Origin of the sequence: Musicola paradisiaca NCPPB 2511, from assembly GCF_000400505.1 — a bacterium.
Taxonomy (GTDB): Bacteria; Pseudomonadota; Gammaproteobacteria; order Enterobacterales; family Enterobacteriaceae; genus Musicola; species Musicola paradisiaca.
Genome location: NZ_CM001857.1, coordinates 956,417 through 974,833, shown reverse-complemented (window position 1 = coordinate 974,833; position 18,417 = coordinate 956,417). Strand labels below are relative to the sequence as shown.

At 56.6% G+C, this 18,417-nt stretch carries 13 protein-coding genes; 2 read left to right on the top strand and 11 right to left on the bottom strand.

What is annotated here, in order from left to right; genetic code table 11:
* Nucleotides 1-5: 5 nt before the first annotated feature.
* The 4 genes from cysG to cysJ all read right to left on the bottom strand — a co-directional run bounded on the left by cysG (nt 6) and on the right by cysJ (nt 6,000).
* Complete coding sequence (gene cysG, locus DPA2511_RS04415; protein WP_012764489.1) at nt 6-1,424, bottom strand: siroheme synthase CysG; 1,419 nt, start codon at nt 1,422-1,424, stop codon at nt 6-8.
* A 296-nt stretch (nt 1,425-1,720) separates the two neighbouring features.
* Nucleotides 1,721-2,455 carry a phosphoadenylyl-sulfate reductase gene (locus tag DPA2511_RS04410; RefSeq protein WP_012764488.1) on the bottom strand — a complete coding sequence of 245 codons (735 nt, stop codon included), beginning with the start codon at nt 2,453-2,455 and terminating at the stop codon, nt 1,721-1,723.
* 12 nt (nt 2,456-2,467) lie between these two features.
* A complete protein-coding gene (cysI, locus tag DPA2511_RS04405; protein WP_012764487.1) occupies nt 2,468-4,183 on the bottom strand; it encodes an assimilatory sulfite reductase (NADPH) hemoprotein subunit in 1,716 nt (571 codons plus the stop codon).
* Nucleotides 4,183-6,000 carry an NADPH-dependent assimilatory sulfite reductase flavoprotein subunit gene (gene cysJ, locus DPA2511_RS04400; protein WP_012764486.1) on the bottom strand — a complete coding sequence of 606 codons (1,818 nt, stop codon included), beginning with the start codon at nt 5,998-6,000 and terminating at the stop codon, nt 4,183-4,185. Before cysJ ends, cysI begins: the two co-directional genes overlap by 1 nt.
* 416 nt (nt 6,001-6,416) lie before the next feature.
* Here cysJ and queD point away from each other — a divergent pair, with 416 nt between their 5' ends.
* Nucleotides 6,417-6,782: a 6-carboxytetrahydropterin synthase QueD gene (gene queD / locus DPA2511_RS04395; protein ID WP_012764485.1), complete on the top strand. Its 366-nt coding sequence runs from the start codon at nt 6,417-6,419 to the stop codon at nt 6,780-6,782.
* Nucleotides 6,783-6,790: 8 nt separating this feature from the next.
* On the opposite strand, the gene queE is transcribed toward queD, so the two are convergent.
* Entirely contained in the window at nt 6,791-7,465 is a 675-nt protein-coding gene (gene queE / locus DPA2511_RS04390; protein WP_012764484.1) for a 7-carboxy-7-deazaguanine synthase QueE, read from the bottom strand.
* Between the two features lie 295 nt (nt 7,466-7,760).
* On the opposite strand from queE, the gene DPA2511_RS04385 reads away from it, so the two are divergent.
* Nucleotides 7,761-8,735 (top strand): MBL fold metallo-hydrolase, encoded by a 975-nt coding sequence (locus DPA2511_RS04385; protein ID WP_012764483.1) that lies wholly within the window; start codon nt 7,761-7,763, stop codon nt 8,733-8,735.
* Between the two features lie 41 nt (nt 8,736-8,776).
* Here the strand turns inward: DPA2511_RS04385 and bglB are convergent, their stop codons facing one another.
* The 6 genes from bglB to relA form a co-directional block, all read right to left on the bottom strand.
* On the bottom strand, nt 8,777-9,916 hold the full coding sequence (bglB, locus tag DPA2511_RS04380) for a beta-galactosidase BglB (RefSeq protein WP_012764482.1): 1,140 nt from the start codon (nt 9,914-9,916) through the stop codon (nt 8,777-8,779).
* Nucleotides 9,917-9,947: 31 nt separating this feature from the next.
* Nucleotides 9,948-11,519, bottom strand: a complete 1,572-nt coding sequence (locus tag DPA2511_RS04375) for an MFS transporter (protein WP_012764481.1) — start codon at nt 11,517-11,519, stop codon at nt 9,948-9,950.
* 469 nt (nt 11,520-11,988) lie between these two features.
* Nucleotides 11,989-13,287 (bottom strand): phosphopyruvate hydratase, encoded by a 1,299-nt coding sequence (gene eno / locus DPA2511_RS04370; RefSeq protein ID WP_012764480.1) that lies wholly within the window; start codon nt 13,285-13,287, stop codon nt 11,989-11,991.
* Between the two features lie 80 nt (nt 13,288-13,367).
* Entirely contained in the window at nt 13,368-15,005 is a 1,638-nt protein-coding gene (gene pyrG, locus DPA2511_RS04365) for a glutamine hydrolyzing CTP synthase (RefSeq protein ID WP_012764479.1), read from the bottom strand.
* A 232-nt stretch (nt 15,006-15,237) separates the two neighbouring features.
* Nucleotides 15,238-16,038: a nucleoside triphosphate pyrophosphohydrolase gene (mazG, locus tag DPA2511_RS04360; protein WP_012764478.1), complete on the bottom strand. Its 801-nt coding sequence runs from the start codon at nt 16,036-16,038 to the stop codon at nt 15,238-15,240.
* 135 nt (nt 16,039-16,173) lie between these two features.
* The gene (gene relA / locus DPA2511_RS04355) at nt 16,174-18,414 is read right to left on the bottom strand and encodes a GTP diphosphokinase (protein ID WP_012764477.1); all 2,241 of its coding nucleotides are present in this window, start codon (nt 18,412-18,414) and stop codon (nt 16,174-16,176) included.
* Between the last annotated feature and the right edge of the window lie 3 nt (nt 18,415-18,417).

Genomic DNA, 18,417 nt, shown 5'->3' with positions numbered 1-18,417 from the left:
CTACCTTAAGCCAAATTCACTACCGCTGGACGACCGTCTGACGCCGCCTGCGAATGTTCACCAAACCAGGCAATGTGCTGATGCAGAGTCACCACTTCGCCAATCACCACCAGCGCCGGGCGCGGTGCCTGTTGCGCCAGCGCATCCAGCTGGGCCAGTTCGCCCGTCAGCACCTGCTGATCCTGTCTTGTGCCGCGGCTGATCACCGCTACCGGCGTTTGCGCCGCCCTACCGTGGACGATCAACTGCCGGGCGATTTCCGCCGCATTGACCGTGCCCATATAAATCGCCAGCGTCTGCCGTCCCCGCGCCAGCGTCGACCAATCCAACGCATCGCCGTCCGGCCGACAGTGTCCGGTGATAAACACCACGCTTTGCGCGTAATCCCGGTGCGTCAACGGAATGCCGGCATACGCTGTCGCTCCCGACGCAGCGGTAATACCCGGCACAATGTGGAAGGGAATGCCGGCCTGCGCCACATGCTGTATCTCCTCGCCCCCACGGCCGAAAATAAACGGGTCGCCCCCTTTCAGCCGCACGACTCGCTTACCCTGTCGGGCCAGCGTCACCATCAGTGCGTTGATGTCCTCCTGCGGCAACAGATGCGCGCTGGCACGTTTGCCGACGCAAATCCGCTCCGCATCGCGCCGCACCAGCTCCATCACGTCATCGCTCACCAGATGGTCATATAGCACCACGTCTGCTTGCTGGATCACCTGCAACCCGCGTAGCGTCAGCAATCCGGCATCACCGGGCCCGGCGCCCACCAGCGCCACCTCCCCCAGCGGCGTTTCCGGTTGAGCCAGCTGCCGACCTAACTCCTGCTCGGCCTGAGTCAGTTGCCCCGACGCCACCAGGCTGGCGAAACGCCCACCGAACACCCGCTCCCAGAAACGGCGACGGGCGGTAACGGAAGGCAAATGCTGCTTAATACGCTCGCGCCAGACGCCGGCGATTTGCGCCATCACGCCCAAACGCGCAGGCAGCAGCGCCTCCAGCTTCTCTCGCAGCAGACGCGCCAACACCGGCGCCTGTCCGCCGGAGGAAATCGCCACCATCAAAGGGGAACGATCGACCAGCGACGGGAAAATAAACGAGCACTTAGGCTGATCGTCCACCACGTTGACCAGCAAATGCCGTTGGGCTGCCGCTTCAGATACGCGGGCATTCAGTTCGGCATCATCCGTGGCGGCAATCACCAGAAAGACATCGTCCAGCAATGCAGGCATAAACTCTCGCGCCACCCAGGCTAATTGCCCGGCAGTATGCGCTTTATCGACAGCGTCGCTCAACGCCAGCGCCGCCACCCTCACCTCGGCGCCGGCGCGCAGCAGCAGACTGATTTTACGGGCCGCAATGTCTCCGCCCCCAACCACCAGTACGGGGCGCTGCCGGAGATCAGCGAAAATAGGGAGATAGTTCACAGATGCCTTTACTAAGCTAAAAATTTTATAAAGCGACTATAGAACGGGAAGAGAAACGTTCTGAAATGCCGAATTCGCATGATTAGTTCCGTAATGGAATAAAAAACCATGCAGGAAATAATAAAAAGGCTTAGCACCGTTCCCCCTCGTCAGAAGCAGCCACAGGCCATTTGAGTACCCCGTCAGAACCAGATTGGGCGGAAAAAACAGGGACATGCCAGAAAGACATATCCCCAATACCGCCGCACCGGCCTCGTTCGGCCATCGGCAATCAATCGGTCATAAACCGCAAGGCATTACCCTTCATGCAGCCCGCATTCACGTTTCAACCCGAAGAAGCGGGTCTCTTCTTCGCTCATGCCGGGCTCCCATTTACGGGTGGTATGGGTATCACCCACGGAAAGGTAGCCTTGCTCCCACAGCGGGTGATAATTCAGGCCATGAGTTTTGAGATATTGGTACACCTGACGGTTATCCCAGTCGATGATCGGCAGAAATTTGAACACGTCATGTTGCACCGCCAACACCGGCAAATGACTGCGACTGCCGGATTGCTCACGGCGCAGCCCGGCGAACCAGGTACTGGCGCCCAGATCCTGCAACGCACGGTTCATCGGCTCAACCTTGTTGATGTGGTTGTATTGTTCGATGCCTTCCACACCGTTCTCCCACAACTTGCCATAGCGCGCTTCCTGCCAGGCGGGCGTCAGCGGGGAACGGTAGACCCGCAAGTTCAGACTCAGCTGTTCGGTCAACTCGTCGATAAAGCGATAGGTTTCCGGAAACAGATACCCGGTATCGGTCAGGATCACCGGAATCTCCGGCCGTTGACGTGTAACCAAATGCAGACAGACGGCCGCCTGAATACCAAAACTGGAAGAGAGTACAAACTCGCCCGGCAGATTATCCAACGCCCAGTTCACCCGTGCTTCGGCGGACAGCGTTTCCAACTGACCATTGACGACGGCCAGTGCCGCGTCCTGTTCGGGGGCAGACAAGGCGCGCAGCGCCTCCAGATTGAATTCAGACATCAGGCTCTCCTGTCAGTCATAAAAATCGACGGCCGGATCCAGCACCGGGCGAACAATCCCGGCACGAATGGCGAAATCACCGAATCCTTCATCAGGTTGACGCTCGGCGGCCCAACGGCCGACCAGGGCGTCGATCTCTCTGAGGATCTCCGCTTCGGTAATATTTTCCCGATACATGCGCGGAATGCGCGTCCCTTCGCGGTTGCCGCCGAGATGCAGGTTATAGCGGCCAATCGCCTTGCCCACCAGGCCGATTTCCGCCAGCAGAGCACGGCCGCAGCCGTTCGGGCAGCCGGTGACGCGCAGCACGATATGCTCGTCGCCGACGCCGTGATTACGCATGATGGCTTCCACTTCCGTGACAAACTGCGGCAGGAAACGTTCGGCTTCCGCCATCGCCAGCGGACAGGTCGGCAATGAGACGCAGGCCATCGAATTTTTGCGTTGCTCGGTTACGCTGTCGTCCATCAAGGCGTATTGGCGCGCCAACGCCTCGATACTGGCCTTATCGCGACTGGCGACGCCCGCCACGATCAGGTTTTGGTTGGCGGTCAACCGGAAATCCCCTTTATGGATTTTGGCAATCTCCGCCATCCCGGTTTTCAGCGGCCGGCCGGGATAATCAAGAATACGGCCGTTCTCGATAAACAGCGTCAAATGCCATTTTTTATCGATCCCTTTCACCCAACCGATGCGATCGCCGCGACCGGTAAATTCATAGGGGCGAACCGGCTCGAAAGTCACCCCCGCGCGCCGCTCCACTTCCTGCCGGAACGTATCGATGCCGACACGCTCCAGCGTGTATTTGGTTTTGGCATTCTTGCGGTTGGTACGGTTGCCCCAATCACGTTGCGTCGTTACTACCGCTTCGGCGATCGCCAGCGTATGGTCTACGGAAATATAGCCCAGCTCGCTGGCAGTGCGCGGGTAAGTCGCTTTATCGCCGTGCGCGATGGACAAACCGCCGCCCACCAGTACGTTGAAGCCGACCAGACGGCCGTTATCCGCAATCGCCACAAAATTCATATCATTAGCGTGCAGATCAACATCATTCTGCGGCGGGATCACTACCGTGGTCTTGAACTTACGTGGCAGATACGTCGGCCCGAGGATCGGCTCTTCATCGGTCGCCGCCACCTTTTCCTGATCCAACCAGATCTCGGCATAGGCACGGGTACGCGGCAACAGATGCTCGGAAATGCGTTTCGCCCATTCATATGCCTGGCTGTGCAATTCCGACTCCACCGGGTTAGAAGTACACAGCACATTGCGGTTGACATCGTTGGCGGTCGCCAACGCATCCAGCCCCAGTTCATGCAGCAACTGATGAGCGGATTTCAGATCAGACTTCAAAATGCCATGAAACTGAAAGGTCTGACGGTTGGTGATACGAATGCTGCCATACAGCGTATTTTCGCCGGCGAATTTATCAATGCCCAGCCACTGCTGCGGCGTCATGACGCCGCCAGGCAAACGGCAACGCAGCATCATGGCATGGCGCGGCTCCAGTTTCTGTTCCGCGCGCTCGGCACGAATATCCCGATCATCCTGCTGATACATGCCGTGAAAGCGGATCAACAGAAAATTGTCGCCGTTGAACCCGCCGGTCAGGCCGTCGTTCAAATCCTCTGCGATGGTGCCGCGCAAATAATGGCTTTCCTGCTTCAGGCGCTCGGCATCAGCCAGTTTGCCTTCCACCACCAACGGGCCGGAGTATCTTTCGCTCATCAGTACACATCTCTCTGGTAACGCCGCTCAAGACGCAGCTCACTCAAAAATTCATCCGCTTGCTCCACATCCATACCGCCCTGTTCAGACAGCACCGCCAGCAGCGCCTGCTCCACATCCTTCGCCATACGGTTGGCATCGCCGCACACATAGATATGCGCGCCATCCTGGATCCAACGCCACACGTCGGCGCCCTGCTCGCGGATCCGATCCTGCACATAGACCTTGTGCGCCTGATCGCGCGACCAGGCCAGATCGATACGAGTCAGCAGGCCGCCCTTCACGTAGCGCTGCCACTCCACCTGGTAAAGAAAATCCTCGGTAAAGTGCGGATTGCCGAAAAACAGCCAGTTTTGACCACCGGCGCCCTGTGCTTCACGCTGCTGCATAAAGGCGCGGAACGGCGCGATACCGGTGCCGGGGCCAATCATGATCACCGGGGTCTGCGGGTCGGCCGGCAGGCGGAAATGGTCATTGTGTTCGATAAAGACCCGTACCTCGCCCTCCTCACCCACGTAGTCGGCAAGATAACCGGACGCCCCGCCGGTGCGGGCCCGCCCTTCATATTCATAGCGCACCACGCCCACGGTGATATGCACTTCGCCGCCAACCTCATCCTGCGCGGACGCGATGGAATACAAACGGGGCGTCAGCGGGCGCAGCAGGCCGGTCAGTTGCTCCGGCGTCAATTCCACCGGCGCTTCCCGTACCATGTCGACCAGCGGCGTCCGCTGCGCGTACTGTTGCAGCGCCGCCTTATCCGCCAGCAGCCCGAGCAGTTTCTCGTTGCGCGCCAGCGCCGCATATTTTTCCACCAGCGGCGCGGTATTCTGCGTCAGCTCGAAGTGCCGCTGCAACGCCTGCTCCAACGGCAGCGTGGCGCCATTCACCACGACCGGTTCATCCCCTTTCAGCCACAGCAGCGCCAACAGTTCGCGCACCAGTTCGGGGGCGTTTTCATACCACACGCCGAGCGCGTCGCCGGGCTGATACTGTAAGCCGGATTCGCCCAGGTCGATTTCAATATGACGGATGTCCTTTTCGGAATGGCGGCCGGTGATCTTCTGATTCACCGTCAGCGATGCGGTATAAGGCGATTCTTTGCTGTAGATGCTGGCGGCCGCGGCCGGTGCCGACGCAATCCCAGCAGTCGTCGTCACGGGTTGAACGGCCAGTCGGCCTTTCAATGCGTCAACCACCTGACGACGCCACTGCTCCGCCTGCGGCTGGAAAGCGACATCCGCATCCACACGCGCCAGTAGCCGAGTCGCCCCCAGCTCCGCCAGACGGCTGTCGAAATCTTTACCCGCCTTGCTGAAAAATTCATACGACGTATCGCCCAGCCCGAACACGGCGAATGCGGTATCCGTCAATTGGGGGGCTTTTTTCGAGAACAGAAACTTATACAGCGCCACCGCCTCTTCCGGCGGCTCCCCCTCGCCCTGCGTGGAAGTCACTATCAGCAGGAGTTTTTCCTGCCCAATTTGCTTGAACTTGTAGTCGCCTGCATTGACCAGCGAGACCGGTAGACCGGCTGCCTGTAGATCGTCACGCATCTGTTCGGCCACACGCCGGGCATTACCGGTCTGCGATGCGGCGATCAGGGTGATACTGATGGGCGGCGCGGCAGCGATCGCTGTAGACGCGGCGTCTGCCGTCTGGGCAACCGCGACGCCGGGCTGCTGCGCCACACCCCAGAAATAACCGGACAGCCAGGCCAGCTGGGTAGGCGACAAATCGCCGATCGCCGCCTGAAGACGCGAAAGTTGCTCCGCGCTCAACGGGAGCAGCGGAGTCGAAGAAACCGGGCTTGTCATTGTGATGTTTATTTCCTTGTTCTGATTCGCGGGCGCTAATGCCAATTTGGGGCAATAGATAGTTGAACGGAATATAAAGTAACCATCCTTATGCTAACAATTAAAGACGGTATGGAAATATTAAATAACCAAAATACCTAAGTGGTTTTTTTGATAAACCTTATTGGTTTAAGTGTTATTAACTGCGGTTTATCACGTTGATTATTTAAATTTTTTTGCTGCATTACACCGACTGAGCCCCCCCTTCTTTAGCCGCAGAACATCACGTCGTGGCGGGCGCTGGCAAGGAATAGTTCGTGTTTTAGCGGGCAAACCCGCGGCCCCCCACGCAAACCGACGAAAACGTGCTTCAACCGGCACTTTCCGGTAGTATGCGACGGTTTTTTGATTGATCCGACTGATACGAGAACGTCACTATGGCAACCACGCTATTCAAAGATTTCCAGTTCGAAGCCGCCCACCGGCTGCCCCACGTTCCTGAGGGACATAAATGCGGCCGTCTGCATGGGCACTCTTTTATGGTTAGGCTGGAAGTGACCGGCGAGGTTGACCCTCATACCGGCTGGGTGATGGATTTCGCCGAACTGAAAGCCGTGTTCAAACCGATCTGGCAACGGCTGGATCACTACTATCTCAACGACATCCCTGGGCTGGAGAATCCGACCAGCGAAGTGCTGGCCCAATGGATCTGGCAGCAGTTGAAACCCTCTCTGCCAGAACTGAGCGCGGTGACGGTCAAAGAAACCTGCACCGCCGGATGCGTCTACCGCGGCGGTGCCTGACCGCCGCCTCAGGCGATATTCAGGTACTTGTGCGTCTGCATCGATAACCGCCAGTTGCGGGCGATGCAGGTCGCAATACAAAGCCGAGTCGCCTCTTCTTTCTGACTGACCGGTTGCAGCGCCACGACCCGCGATTTATCGTCATCAAGACGCGCCAGCAAGGCATCCAACGCGTCCACATCACGCTCCCGCGCCACAGGGTGCTTAATCTCATCGGCGCGTTGCAGCGCTGACAACAACACCGCCATACCGCCGCGCATATTCACTTTAGGCGATACCGTCACCCAGGTTGCGGGCGAACAGCGCACATCATGGGTACCGCTGGTTTCAATCTGCGTGCTGAACCCTTGCTGCTCCAGCGCCAGCGTCAGCGGCGTCAGATCGTGAATACAAGGCTCGCCGCCGGTAATCACCACATGCCGGGCGGTATAGCCCAGTTCACGCATCGACGACAGAATCTCCGTTGCATCAGCCGCGCCCCACACATCGCTTTCAGCGGTTTTCGCCAGCACCTCCGCCAATGAGCTTTGTCGCTCAGCGAGCTTCTCCCAGGTATGTTTGGTATCACACCAGCTGCACCCTACCGGACACCCCTGCAGGCGTATAAACACCGCCGGAACGCCGGTAAAATAACCTTCGCCCTGCAAGGTCTGGAACATTTCATTAATCGGGTACTGCGGCATGGTGATTCATCATTCCTTCTGGTCAAACCGCTATTATCACCGATAGACGGCCACATGCCAAACCGCGCCATTCGGGAACACATATCGGTTAAGCGCCCTGGCGCCGCCAGCCTCATCTCCCGTCGTGTTTCTCCGCCCAACCGGGCTTGAATGCGGGTACTACGCCAGCTCGGAAACCCTGTGTGCGCTCGGCAAAGGGAACTGAGAAGCGTTTATTTGTATAACCGGTATTCACCGTCAATAATCAACAGGCGGCGATTACCGGCAACGCCGTCCTCAAATAAGGAAATGTAAGATGAATCTATTGAAACCTATCGCTTTTTTATGCCTCTCATTCTCCGTCGCTCCGGTACTGGTTCATGCCGACGCGGTGACGCAGGTCAAAACCCAACCAGGTTACTACCGTATCCTCGTCGGGCAATATGAAATCACCGCGTTATCCGATGGCACCAACGTCATGCCGATGGACAAGCTGCTGATCAAAACGCCGCAGGAAAAAGTCGTCAGCCTGCTGGAAGCCAGCTACCTGAAACCGCAAGTGGAAACGTCCATCAACGCCTATCTGATCAATACCGGTGACAACCTGATTCTGGTCGACGCGGGAACCGGCGCGTTGGGCGGTAAAAATACCGGTAAGACGCTGAGTAACCTGAAAGCGGCCGGTTATCAGCCCGAACAGGTAGACACCGTACTGATAACCCACCTGCACGCCGATCATTTCGGCGGGCTGGTTAGCAATGACAAGCTGGTTTACCCCAACGCCACCGTGTACGTGAATCAAAAAGACACCGATTTCTGGCTGAGTCAGGACAACCTGAAGGCCGCACCGCAAGATAAAAAAGCCGGCTTTGAGCGCGTGCAGTCGGTATTCCGCTATATTCGCGACGCCGGCAAGCTGAAAACTTTCGGCGATAACCCATCGTTGCCTGCCGGTATTGCCGCCGTACAGACACCGGGCCATACCCCCGGTCACACCTCATTCCTGGTGAGCAGCAACGGACAGAACATGCTGTTGTGGGGTGACATTGTCCACGCCGAGGCGGTGCAAATGCCGCTGCCGGGCACCGCCATCGCGTTCGACGCCGATAGCGATCAGGCGGTACGCACCCGCGACGCCTTGCTGAAAGAAACCGTGAAGCAGGGATATTGGGTGGCCGGCGCGCATTTGCCGTTTCCCGGTATCGGGCATGTCGCGGTGAAATACGACACAGCAGGAAACGCCAACGGCTATCGTTGGGTACCAGCCAACTACAGCCTGGCCGGTTTGTAAGCATAGAAAAAATGGGCTTCCGCAAGGAAGCCCGAAAGGACTTACAGGTAGACTCGTAAATATTCGGAAAGACACAGGATGGCCATCGCCTGACCATAGGGCATCGACGTCAGCGGGATCTGGCGATAGTAGTCCAGATCCTTGCCCATGGCGGTGCCAAACGACACCTGCAGCAGTTCGCCTTCGGCATTGATGTTGCCCACCACGCCGCGCACCGCTTTCTCCGCCATTTCAGCATAGCGACGGTCGATATAGCGTTTGCGTACCGCTTTCAGAATGCCGTAGGCGAAACCGGCGGTTGCGGAACTCTCCAGATAGGAATTGGGGTCGTCCAACAATGTGTGCCACAGACCGCTGTCATCCTGATACGTCGCCAGCGCTTCAATTTGGCTTTCCAACACCTGAACCAGGAAACGGCGGGTGGCATTGTGTTCCGGCAGATCCAGCAACTCGATGAATTCCGGAATGACCATGGTCAGCCAACTGTTGCCACGCGCCCAGCGCGCCTGAGCAAAGTTGTGGTTGCCGTCGAAGGTCCAGCCGTGGAACCACAACCCGCTTTGACGATCCATCAGATACTGGACATGCAGCAAAAACTGGTAGGTCGCTTCTTCGACAAACTCCGGCCGGTTGAACAACTTGCCGATCTTCGCCAGCGGCAACACGCTCATCATCAGAGTATCGTCCCACAGTTGATCAGTGTTTTCGCTGTTGTAGACAATATGCTGCAGGCCGTTTTTGCGGGTACGCGGCATGTCGTACATCACCCATTCGGCCCAGCGTTCCAGATAAGGCTGCCAGTGACTGTTACCAGTCTCTTCGTAGCGGTAAGCCAGCGTCAGGAACGGACATACCGTGTTGACATTTTTGGTGGGCGTCCCTTCCGCCAGACGGGCGCTAAACCAGTCGTCAATGATGGCGCGCATGCTGTCATCGCCGGTCTGACGGTAATACTGATACATCCCGTACAGCCCGATACCGTGCGTCCACTCCCAGCCGGCCCAGCCCTTGGTGTCAATCACCCGACCATCATCCAGCCGCAGCAGAAATTCGCCGGTCTTATCCTCAATATTGATCAGATTGTCAGTAATGCGGCAAATCAGCGCCTTCAGTTCCTCGCGGGAGATGAAATACTCCGGCTGACACAGCAGCGCACTCTGTTTTACAGGGAATATGGTCATAACGTATATCCAGTTGCAGTCTCATTACACATCAATGAATGCCATGCTGCGCCGTATGACTGAGCGGTCGAGCGGGCGCCTTGTGGCGGTTAAGGTAGCCAATATTGTTGTTCCCCCACAGCGACGCATAAGGCAGGCCGGCCAGCATTTCTACGGTGGCACGCGCCTCCGGGGTAATCTTTTCAGGCACAATACGGCCGGCTTCGCGCATTTTCGCCGTCTCATCACGCAGCACGCCGTGCGTCTGCAGGTTCAGCTTGAAGCGCAGCGAAACCAGGAAACCCAGAGTCAAAACGATGACCGTACCGAAGCACAGCACCATCAGGATGGTATGGCTGACGCCCGGCGCCTGGGTCGCCTGGCCGGACACAAAACCGGAGAACTGCAGAATCACCCCGACCAGCATCACCGCGCCGGCCTGGGACGCTTTGCGGGTCAAGGTCATAATGCCGGCGAAGATCCCCTCACGGCGTTGGGCAGTAATGATTTCATCGATATCCGCGATATAGGTATAGGTGTTCCAGGGAACATAGTTGATACCACCGCGCCCCAGCCCCGCCAGCGCGGAAACCAGCAACAGCAGCGTGAAGGTGTTGTGCATGCCGCTGTAATACAAGAAACCGTAGGAAAGCGCGCTCAGGCCGAACAGGCAGACCACCATCCGATAAGACGGGGCCGGGCCGAATTTGATGCACAGCGGGATCATCAACAGTACGGAAATAAACTGCAGGATCGCCATGGTACCCATCAGGTTGGAAGCCATGGTCGGGCTTTGCATCAGCACGAACACCACATAATAGGTAAATACGGCGTTGAAAACGTCCTGCGCGATGTAGCCGCCCAGATACATCCCCAAATGCTGGCGGAAAATGCGAATTCTGAGCGTCGAAAGCAACTCGACATTCAGGCGTTTTAGGCTCTGCCCCAACGTCAGCGATTGGCGTTCTTTTTCCGCCCGCAGCGACGCTTCCGACATCTGTTCGCGCGGCCGCTCCCAGGTAAAGAAGTACACCATGGTCAATACGAAGGCGCAGATCACCGAGAACACCAGGCTGGAGTAGAAGAAGGAAACGGCGTTGTCCTTACCAAAGTAGCCCAGCAGAATACCCGGCAAAAACGCCGCCAGAATCGCCGACAGCTGAGCCAGCGCGATACGCGCACCGGAAAATTTGGTTTTTTGTTTGAAATCGTCGGTCATTTCCGGCACCAACGTTTCATACGGCACCAGCACCATGGTGTACACCACGTCAAACAACAGGTAGGTCAGCAGGTAGTACCAGTAACTCATGTGACCGACCCACATCAAGCTGTAGCTGAATACCAGTGGAATGCCCAGCAGGATAAAAAATTTGCGGCGACCGAAGCGTTTTCCCAACCAGGTAGAACCGAAGTTGTCGGTCAGGAAACCCATCAACGGGCTGACAACCGCATCTAGCACCCTGGCCATGGCAAAAATGAAGGTCGCCTGAATCGGCGTCAGCCCGCAAAAGGTCGTGTAGAAGTAGAGTAGCCAGCCGGCCGTCAGCGCGGTGGTTCCCGCACCGAGGAAATCGCCTGACCCATAGGCCAGGTAATTCGCCAGCCCAATCTTACGTGTTTTCATCGCCGTCCTTCCTCATTCATTGTATTTATGAAGGTATCGTGGCAGGCACAGGAGTGTTGCCGCCGTAGCGTTAAGGTAGCCGCCGGGCTATGTAAAAACCTTTGCACTTTTGCCATCACACTGCCGCCGCTGGCACCCGCAGGAAGAACAGCCCGATCTGCTTCAAATTTCCGGTCGAAATACAGTTTCAATTCATTAGAACCCACAGTCCGCAGCCACTCTACTGGCTACCGACGCTAACGACATGCCGGGAAAACAGGATTTGGGATCGGGTTCATTGTTTGTCGCTGTCAGGATTCAAACAAGGAGCAACGCCTGGAAATGGCTTCACATTTCAGACGGTCTGCGCGGTGGCGACGAGTGACGAGATACCGGCGGGAAGACGGCGGACAAAAAAAATCCGGCAGCCGCGAAGCTACCGGATTTTCCATTACGATGCCCGGCGCACAGCACGCCGGACGGCAGGCGCTTATGCCTGGCCTTTCACTTCTTTCAGGCCGTTGAACGGTGCAGCAGCACCCAGCGCTTCTTCGATACGAATCAGCTGGTTGTATTTAGCCACACGGTCAGAACGGCTCATGGAACCGGTCTTGATCTGGCCAGCCGCAGTACCTACCGCCAGGTCGGCGATGGTAGCGTCTTCGGTTTCGCCGGAACGGTGAGAGATAACCGCAGTGTAGCCCGCGTCTTTCGCCATCTTGATAGCCGCCAGCGTTTCGGTCAGAGAACCGATCTGGTTGAATTTGATCAGGATGGAGTTAGCGATGCCTTTCTCAATACCTTCTTTCAGGATCTTGGTGTTGGTGACGAACAGGTCGTCGCCCACCAGCTGGATTTTGTCGCCCAGCACTTTGGTCTGGTAAGCAAAGCCAGCCCAGTCGGATTCGTCCAGACCGTCTTCGATGGATACGATCGGGTACTGTTTGGTCAGCTCTTCCAGGAAGTGGGTGAATTCTTCAGAGGTGAACGCTTTGTTGCCTTCGCCAGCCAGAACGTATTTACCGTCTTTGTAGAATTCAGATGCAGCGCAGTCCATCGCCAGCGTGATGTCTTTGCCCAGCACGTAACCAGCCGCTTTCACCGCTTCAGCGATAACAGCCAGCGCTTCGGCGTTGGAACCCAGGTTCGGCGCGTAGCCGCCTTCGTCGCCAACGGCAGTGTTCAGGCCTTTGCCTTTCAACACTTTCGCCAGGTGATGGAACACTTCAGAACCCATACGGATGGCTTCTTTCACGCTTGAAGCGCCTACCGGCTGAATCATGAACTCCTGGATGTCGACGTTGTTGTCGGCGTGTTCACCACCGTTGATGATGTTCATCATCGGCAGCGGCATGGAGTATTTGCCCGGGGTGCCGTTCAGTTCAGCGATGTGAGCATACAGCGGCAGGCCTTTGGATGCCGCAGCGGCTTTGGCGCTGGCCAGGGAAACCGCCAGAATGGCGTTGGCGCCGAAGTTGGATTTGTTTTCAGTACCATCTAGGTCGATCATGATTTTGTCGACGGTAGCCTGATCCTTGGCGTCTTTGCCCAGAATAGCCTGTGCAATCGGGCCGTTAACCGCAGCAACCGCTTTGGTTACGCCTTTGCCCAGGAAACGGGATTTGTCACCGTCACGCAGTTCCAGCGCTTCGCGAGAACCGGTAGACGCACCTGACGGTGCCGCAGCCAGACCAACGAAGCCGCCTTCCAGATGCACTTCAGCTTCAACAGTCGGGTTTCCGCGTGAGTCGATGATTTCGCGGCCGATGACTTTAACAATTTTGGACATTAGATTTTCCTCAGTACAAGTTAAACTAAAACCTCAGACAAACAACGCGCGTTCAGAGAACCGCGCGTTGCTGCAAAACCTTATTTCACCTGACCTTTCTGGTACGCCCCGGCGGCTTTCACAAAACCGGCGAACAGCGGGTGTCCGTCTCGTGGGGTGGAGGTGAATTCCGGGTGGAATTGACACGCCACAAACCACGGATGATCAGGCAGCTCAACAATTTCCACCAGTTTGCGGTCGGCGGAAACGCCTGCAACGCGCATCCCAGCAGCCTCAATCTGCTTCAACAACATATTGTTGACTTCGTAGCGATGGCGGTGACGCTCGATAATGGTCGGCTCCGCATAGAGCTGACGCACCAGACTGCCCTCCACAAGATGGCATTCCTGGCCGCCAAGGCGCATGGTACCACCGAGATCGCTATTTTCGTTACGCACTTCAAGATTGCCTTCTGCATCGCGCCATTCGGTAATCAGCGCCACCACCGGGTACTTACAGTCCGGCATAAACTCGGTAGAGTTTGCCCCTTCCATACCGGCGACGTTACGGGCAAACTCCATCAATGCGACCTGCATTCCCAGGCAAATGCCCAGATACGGGATCTTGTTCTCGCGGGCATAACGCGCCGCCATCACTTTCCCTTCAACGCCGCGGTAGCCAAAGCCCCCCGGGATCAGAATCGCATCCAGCCCCTTGAGGACATCCACGCCGCGTGTTTCAACATCCTGCGAATCAATCAACTTGATGTTGATGGTGAGGCGATTTTTCAGACCGCCATGGCGTAACGCCTCAATCACCGACTTATAAGCGTCCGGCAATTCCACATATTTGCCGATCATCCCGATAGTGACTTCACCAACCGGGTTGGCTTCCTGATAAATGACCTGCTCCCATTCTGACAGATCGGCTTCCGGACAGTTCAAGCTGAATCGTTTACAAATATAATCGTCCAGCCCCTGAGATTTCAATAGCGCTGGAATTTTATAAATAGAATCAAGATCCTTCAGTGAAATAACCGCTTTCTCCGGCACGTTGCAGAAAAGCGCGATTTTTGCGCGCTCGTTCGCGGGTACGGTGCGATCGGAACGGCAAATCAGTACGTCGGGTTGAATCCCGATCGACAGCAGTTCTTTCACGGAGTGCTGGGTCGGTTTGGTTTTCACCTCGCCGGCTGCCGCCATGTAAGGCACCAGCGTCAAATGCATGAACAACGTATGCTCGCGGCCCACATCCACCGCCATCTGGCGAATGGCTTCCAGGAACGGCAGGGATTCGATATCACCCACAGTACCGCCGATTTCCACCAGCACCACGTCATGACCTTCGCCGCCTTCGATAATGCGTTCTTTAATCGCGTTGGTGATATGCGGAATAACCTGAATGGTCGCACCCAGATAATCGCCACGGCGCTCTTTGCGCAGGACGTCAGAATAAATGCGTCCGGTGGTGAAGTTATTGCGGCGCGTCATTTTAGTGCGAATAAAGCGCTCATAGTGGCCCAGATCGAGATCAGTTTCGGCGCCGTCTTCCGTCACGAACACTTCGCCGTGCTGCGTCGGGCTCATCGTTCCCGGATCCACATTGATGTACGGGTCCAGTTTCATGATGGTCACGTTGAGGCCACGGGCTTCGAGAATAGCCGCCAGAGAGGCTGCGGCAATGCCTTTACCCAGAGAGGATACGACCCCGCCGGTCACAAAAATATAATTAGTTGTCATGCTGAACCTGAGAATTTGGGTTTATTTAAGGACGATAAGAAAAGACCAAGACGGGAAAGTAGTATACCCTAAGCCGCTGAACGCCACAAATGTTCGTTTTGCTGAACCAGCAGCGCACATCCGGTTGTTGACAGGTTTCTCTTTGCGAAAGAACAGATTAAAAACACAATTTAAAAACAAACAGATAAAAATAAAGAGCGGCAAAAAGACATTTTTCCCCGCTCTTTTTTCATCAAAGTGCTTTTTCTCGTTCTTTCACCTGCTGCCATGCGGCATCCATCTCGTCCAGACTCGCCTCGGCAAGGGTTTTCCCTTGTTCGGTAATCAACTGTTCTACCTGCCGGAAACGGCGGCAAAATTTATGATTAGCCTGCTGCAGTGCGATTTCCGCCTTATGCCCCAGATGGCGGGAAAGATTCACCGCTGCAAACAGCATATCGCCGAGCTCCTCCCCCAACCGTTCCGGATCGACGACAGCCTGCTGCGCTTCATGCATCACCTCGTCGATTTCCTCGTACAGCTTGTCCACCACCGGCCCCAGCGTATGCCAGTCAAACCCGACGGCGGCGCAACGCTGCTGGATTTTATGCGCGCGCATCAACGCAGGCAGCGCGTCGGGAATATCATCCAGCTGTGAGTGGCGATCTTTCTCAGCCCGCTCCTGCGCCTTGGTTTGTTCCCAATTGGCCAGTACCGCTTCGCTGTCTTTCAGCACCGGGCGCTGTGTGCCAAAAATATGCGGATGCCGACGCTCCAGTTTGTCGCTGATGGCATCGCAAACATCTGAGAAATCAAACAGATTCTCTTCTTCCGCCATGCGTGCGTAGAACACCACCTGAAACAGCAAGTCGCCTAACTCGCTGCGCAAGTCGTCAAAATCCTTGCGGCTGATGGCGTCCAACACTTCGTAGGTTTCTTCCAACGTGTAAGGCGCGATGGTGTCAAACGTCTGTTCCCGATCCCACGGGCACCCGTTTTCCGGGTCGCGCAGTTGCTTCATGATGTCGAGCAGACGTTCCGTCGATGAAGGCATTTTTCTATCCTGAGTGTATTTCGGTGAAAGTATGTCGGTGTGGCTGGCCGCATCACCTGCCGGACTGTTCGCAGACGACGCCGTCAGCCGATAAACGCGGCCTCCCGATGCAGGGAGGCCGAAGGGGCCGTGTGCTTAGCTATTCCCCTGCAAACGGCGGGCATCGATCACATCCGGCAGCTGATTCAGCTTAGCCAGCACTCGCCCCAACACCTGCAGGTTATAGATCTCCATCTCCATATCGATGGTCGCCAGTTGCTGCTTCACATCGCTACGGCTGGAAACGCCCAGCACATTGACTTTTTCGTTGGCGAGGATCGTAGTGATATCGCGCAGCAAGCCGCTGCGGTCATTGGCCGTGACCCGAACCACCAGCGAATAACCGCTGGAGTAGCTTTCGCCCCACACCGCTTCCACAATGCGTTCCGGCGCATGACCACGCAGATCGTCCAACTGCTCGCAATCGGCGCGATGGATGGAGATCCCCCGGCCGCGGGTGATAAAACCGATAATGTCATCGCCAGGAATCGGCTGGCAGCAGCGGGCGATGTGATGCATCAGATTACCGACGCCTTCTACTACGATGCGGCCATTATCCTTGGCGGCGGCGCGTGTCGCCGGCTGCTGCGATTTTTGCGTCAGTTGGCGCAATGCTTCGCGATCCTGCTCTTCCGCGCTGGGCTGGTTCACCTTCGACTGCAGGAAATTCACCATCTGGTTCAGGCGAACATCGCCGCCGCCGATGCCGGCCAACAGTTCGTCCATCGAATTCATGTTGTAGCGCGGCAGCAGCAGTTTCTCCGCCATCTTCAGGCTGATGCCCAGATGCTCCAGCTCATTGTCCAGGATCTGTTTGCCCGCCAGAATGTTCTTGTCCCGATCCTGCTTGCGGAACCAGTTATGGATCTTGGAGCGGCCGCGGCTGGTGGTGATGTATCCCAGATTCGGGTTCAGCCAATCCCGGCTGGGGTTCGGCTGTTTCTGGGTGATAACTTCAATCTGATCGCCCATCTGCAACTGGTAGGTGAACGGCACGATACGCCCGCTCACTTTGGCGCCGATGCAGCGATGACCGATATCGCTGTGAATATGGTAGGCGAAATCCAGCGGCGTCGACCCGGCGGGCAGATCCACCACGTCGCCTTTCGGTGTAAACACATACACGCGATCGTCGAACACCTGGCTGCGCACCTCGTCGAGCATCTCGTCCGAGTCAGCCATCTCCTCCTGCCAGGACAACAGTTTACGCAGCCAGGCAATACGTTCTTCGTAGCCGGAACGGCCGGCAGAGGCGGTGCCTTCCTTGTATTTCCAGTGGGCGGCGACCCCTAACTCAGCGTCTTCGTGCATCTGACGGGTACGGATCTGAATCTCCACCGTTTTACCGCCCGGCCCCAATACCACGGTATGAATGGACTGGTAGCCGTTGGGTTTGGGGTTGGCGACATAATCGTCGAACTCGTCCGGCAAATGGCGGAAATGCGTATGCACGATCCCCAGCGCCGCGTAGCAATCCTGCAAACGTTCCACCACCACGCGCACCGCGCGCACATCGAACAGCTCATCGAACGACAGCGATTTTTTCTGCATCTTGCGCCAGATGCTGTAGATATGCTTGGGACGGCCGTACACATCCGCCTTCAGCCCTTCCAGCTCCATGGTGCCGCGCAGGTTTTTCACAAAAGTCTCGATATACTGCTCGCGATCGATACGGCGCTCATGCAGCAGCTTGGCGATGCGTTTGTACTCATCCGGATGCAGATAGCGGAAACAGAAATCCTCCAGTTCCCACTTGAGCTGGCCGATACCCAGCCGGTTGGCCAGCGGCGCATAGATATTGGTACACTCTTTGGCCGCCAGTACACGCTCTTCTTCTGGGGCGTCCTTCACCTCGCGCAGGTGGGCGATACGCTCCGCCAGTTTGATGACCACGCAGCGGAAATCTTCCACCATCGCCAGCAGCATGCGACGAATGTTGTCGACTTGCTCGGAACCGACCGAATCGTTCTGGGTGGCTTTCAGCTGGCGGATCGCATCCATATCGCGCACGCCATGCACCAGGTTAACAATGTTCTTGCCGAAGGTTTCGCGCAGCGTGTCTTCGTCCACCACGTTGGCGTTAGCCAGCGGGAACAGCATGGCCGCACGCATACTGTCGTTATCCATGCTCAGCGTAGAAAGGATCTCCACCATCTCGATGCCACGCCACAACAGCAGCATGGCGTCGGGGTGTCCTTGCGTCTTTTCTTCGCAATAACGCCAGGTTTCGGCGAGGCGGTCACACGCCTGCTTGCTGGCGATCCCCAACGAAGCAATCCAGGCGTCCGGCACAAATTTGCCTTCGGTATTCAAATGCGCACTTCTTACCGCAACCATAAT

Bases quoted from the DNA above. Each gene is read 5' to 3' on its own strand.
- bglB (WP_012764482.1), bottom strand. From the start codon at position 9,916: ATGACCATATTCCCTGTAAAACAGAGTGCGCTGCTGTGTCAGCCGGAG.
- DPA2511_RS04375 (WP_012764481.1), bottom strand. From the start codon at position 11,519: ATGAAAACACGTAAGATTGGGCTGGCGAATTACCTGGCCTATGGGTCA.
- queE (WP_012764484.1), bottom strand. From the start codon at position 7,465: ATGCCGCAGTACCCGATTAATGAAATGTTCCAGACCTTGCAGGGCGAA.
- eno (WP_012764480.1), bottom strand. From the start codon at position 13,287: ATGTCCAAAATTGTTAAAGTCATCGGCCGCGAAATCATCGACTCACGC.
- DPA2511_RS04385 (WP_012764483.1), top strand. From the start codon at position 7,761: ATGAATCTATTGAAACCTATCGCTTTTTTATGCCTCTCATTCTCCGTC.
- queD (WP_012764485.1), top strand. From the start codon at position 6,417: ATGGCAACCACGCTATTCAAAGATTTCCAGTTCGAAGCCGCCCACCGG.
- relA (WP_012764477.1), bottom strand. From the start codon at position 18,414: ATGGTTGCGGTAAGAAGTGCGCATTTGAATACCGAAGGCAAATTTGTG.
- mazG (WP_012764478.1), bottom strand. From the start codon at position 16,038: ATGCCTTCATCGACGGAACGTCTGCTCGACATCATGAAGCAACTGCGC.
- cysJ (WP_012764486.1), bottom strand. From the start codon at position 6,000: ATGACAAGCCCGGTTTCTTCGACTCCGCTGCTCCCGTTGAGCGCGGAG.
- DPA2511_RS04410 (WP_012764488.1), bottom strand. From the start codon at position 2,455: ATGTCTGAATTCAATCTGGAGGCGCTGCGCGCCTTGTCTGCCCCCGAA.
- cysI (WP_012764487.1), bottom strand. From the start codon at position 4,183: ATGAGCGAAAGATACTCCGGCCCGTTGGTGGTGGAAGGCAAACTGGCT.
- pyrG (WP_012764479.1), bottom strand. From the start codon at position 15,005: ATGACAACTAATTATATTTTTGTGACCGGCGGGGTCGTATCCTCTCTG.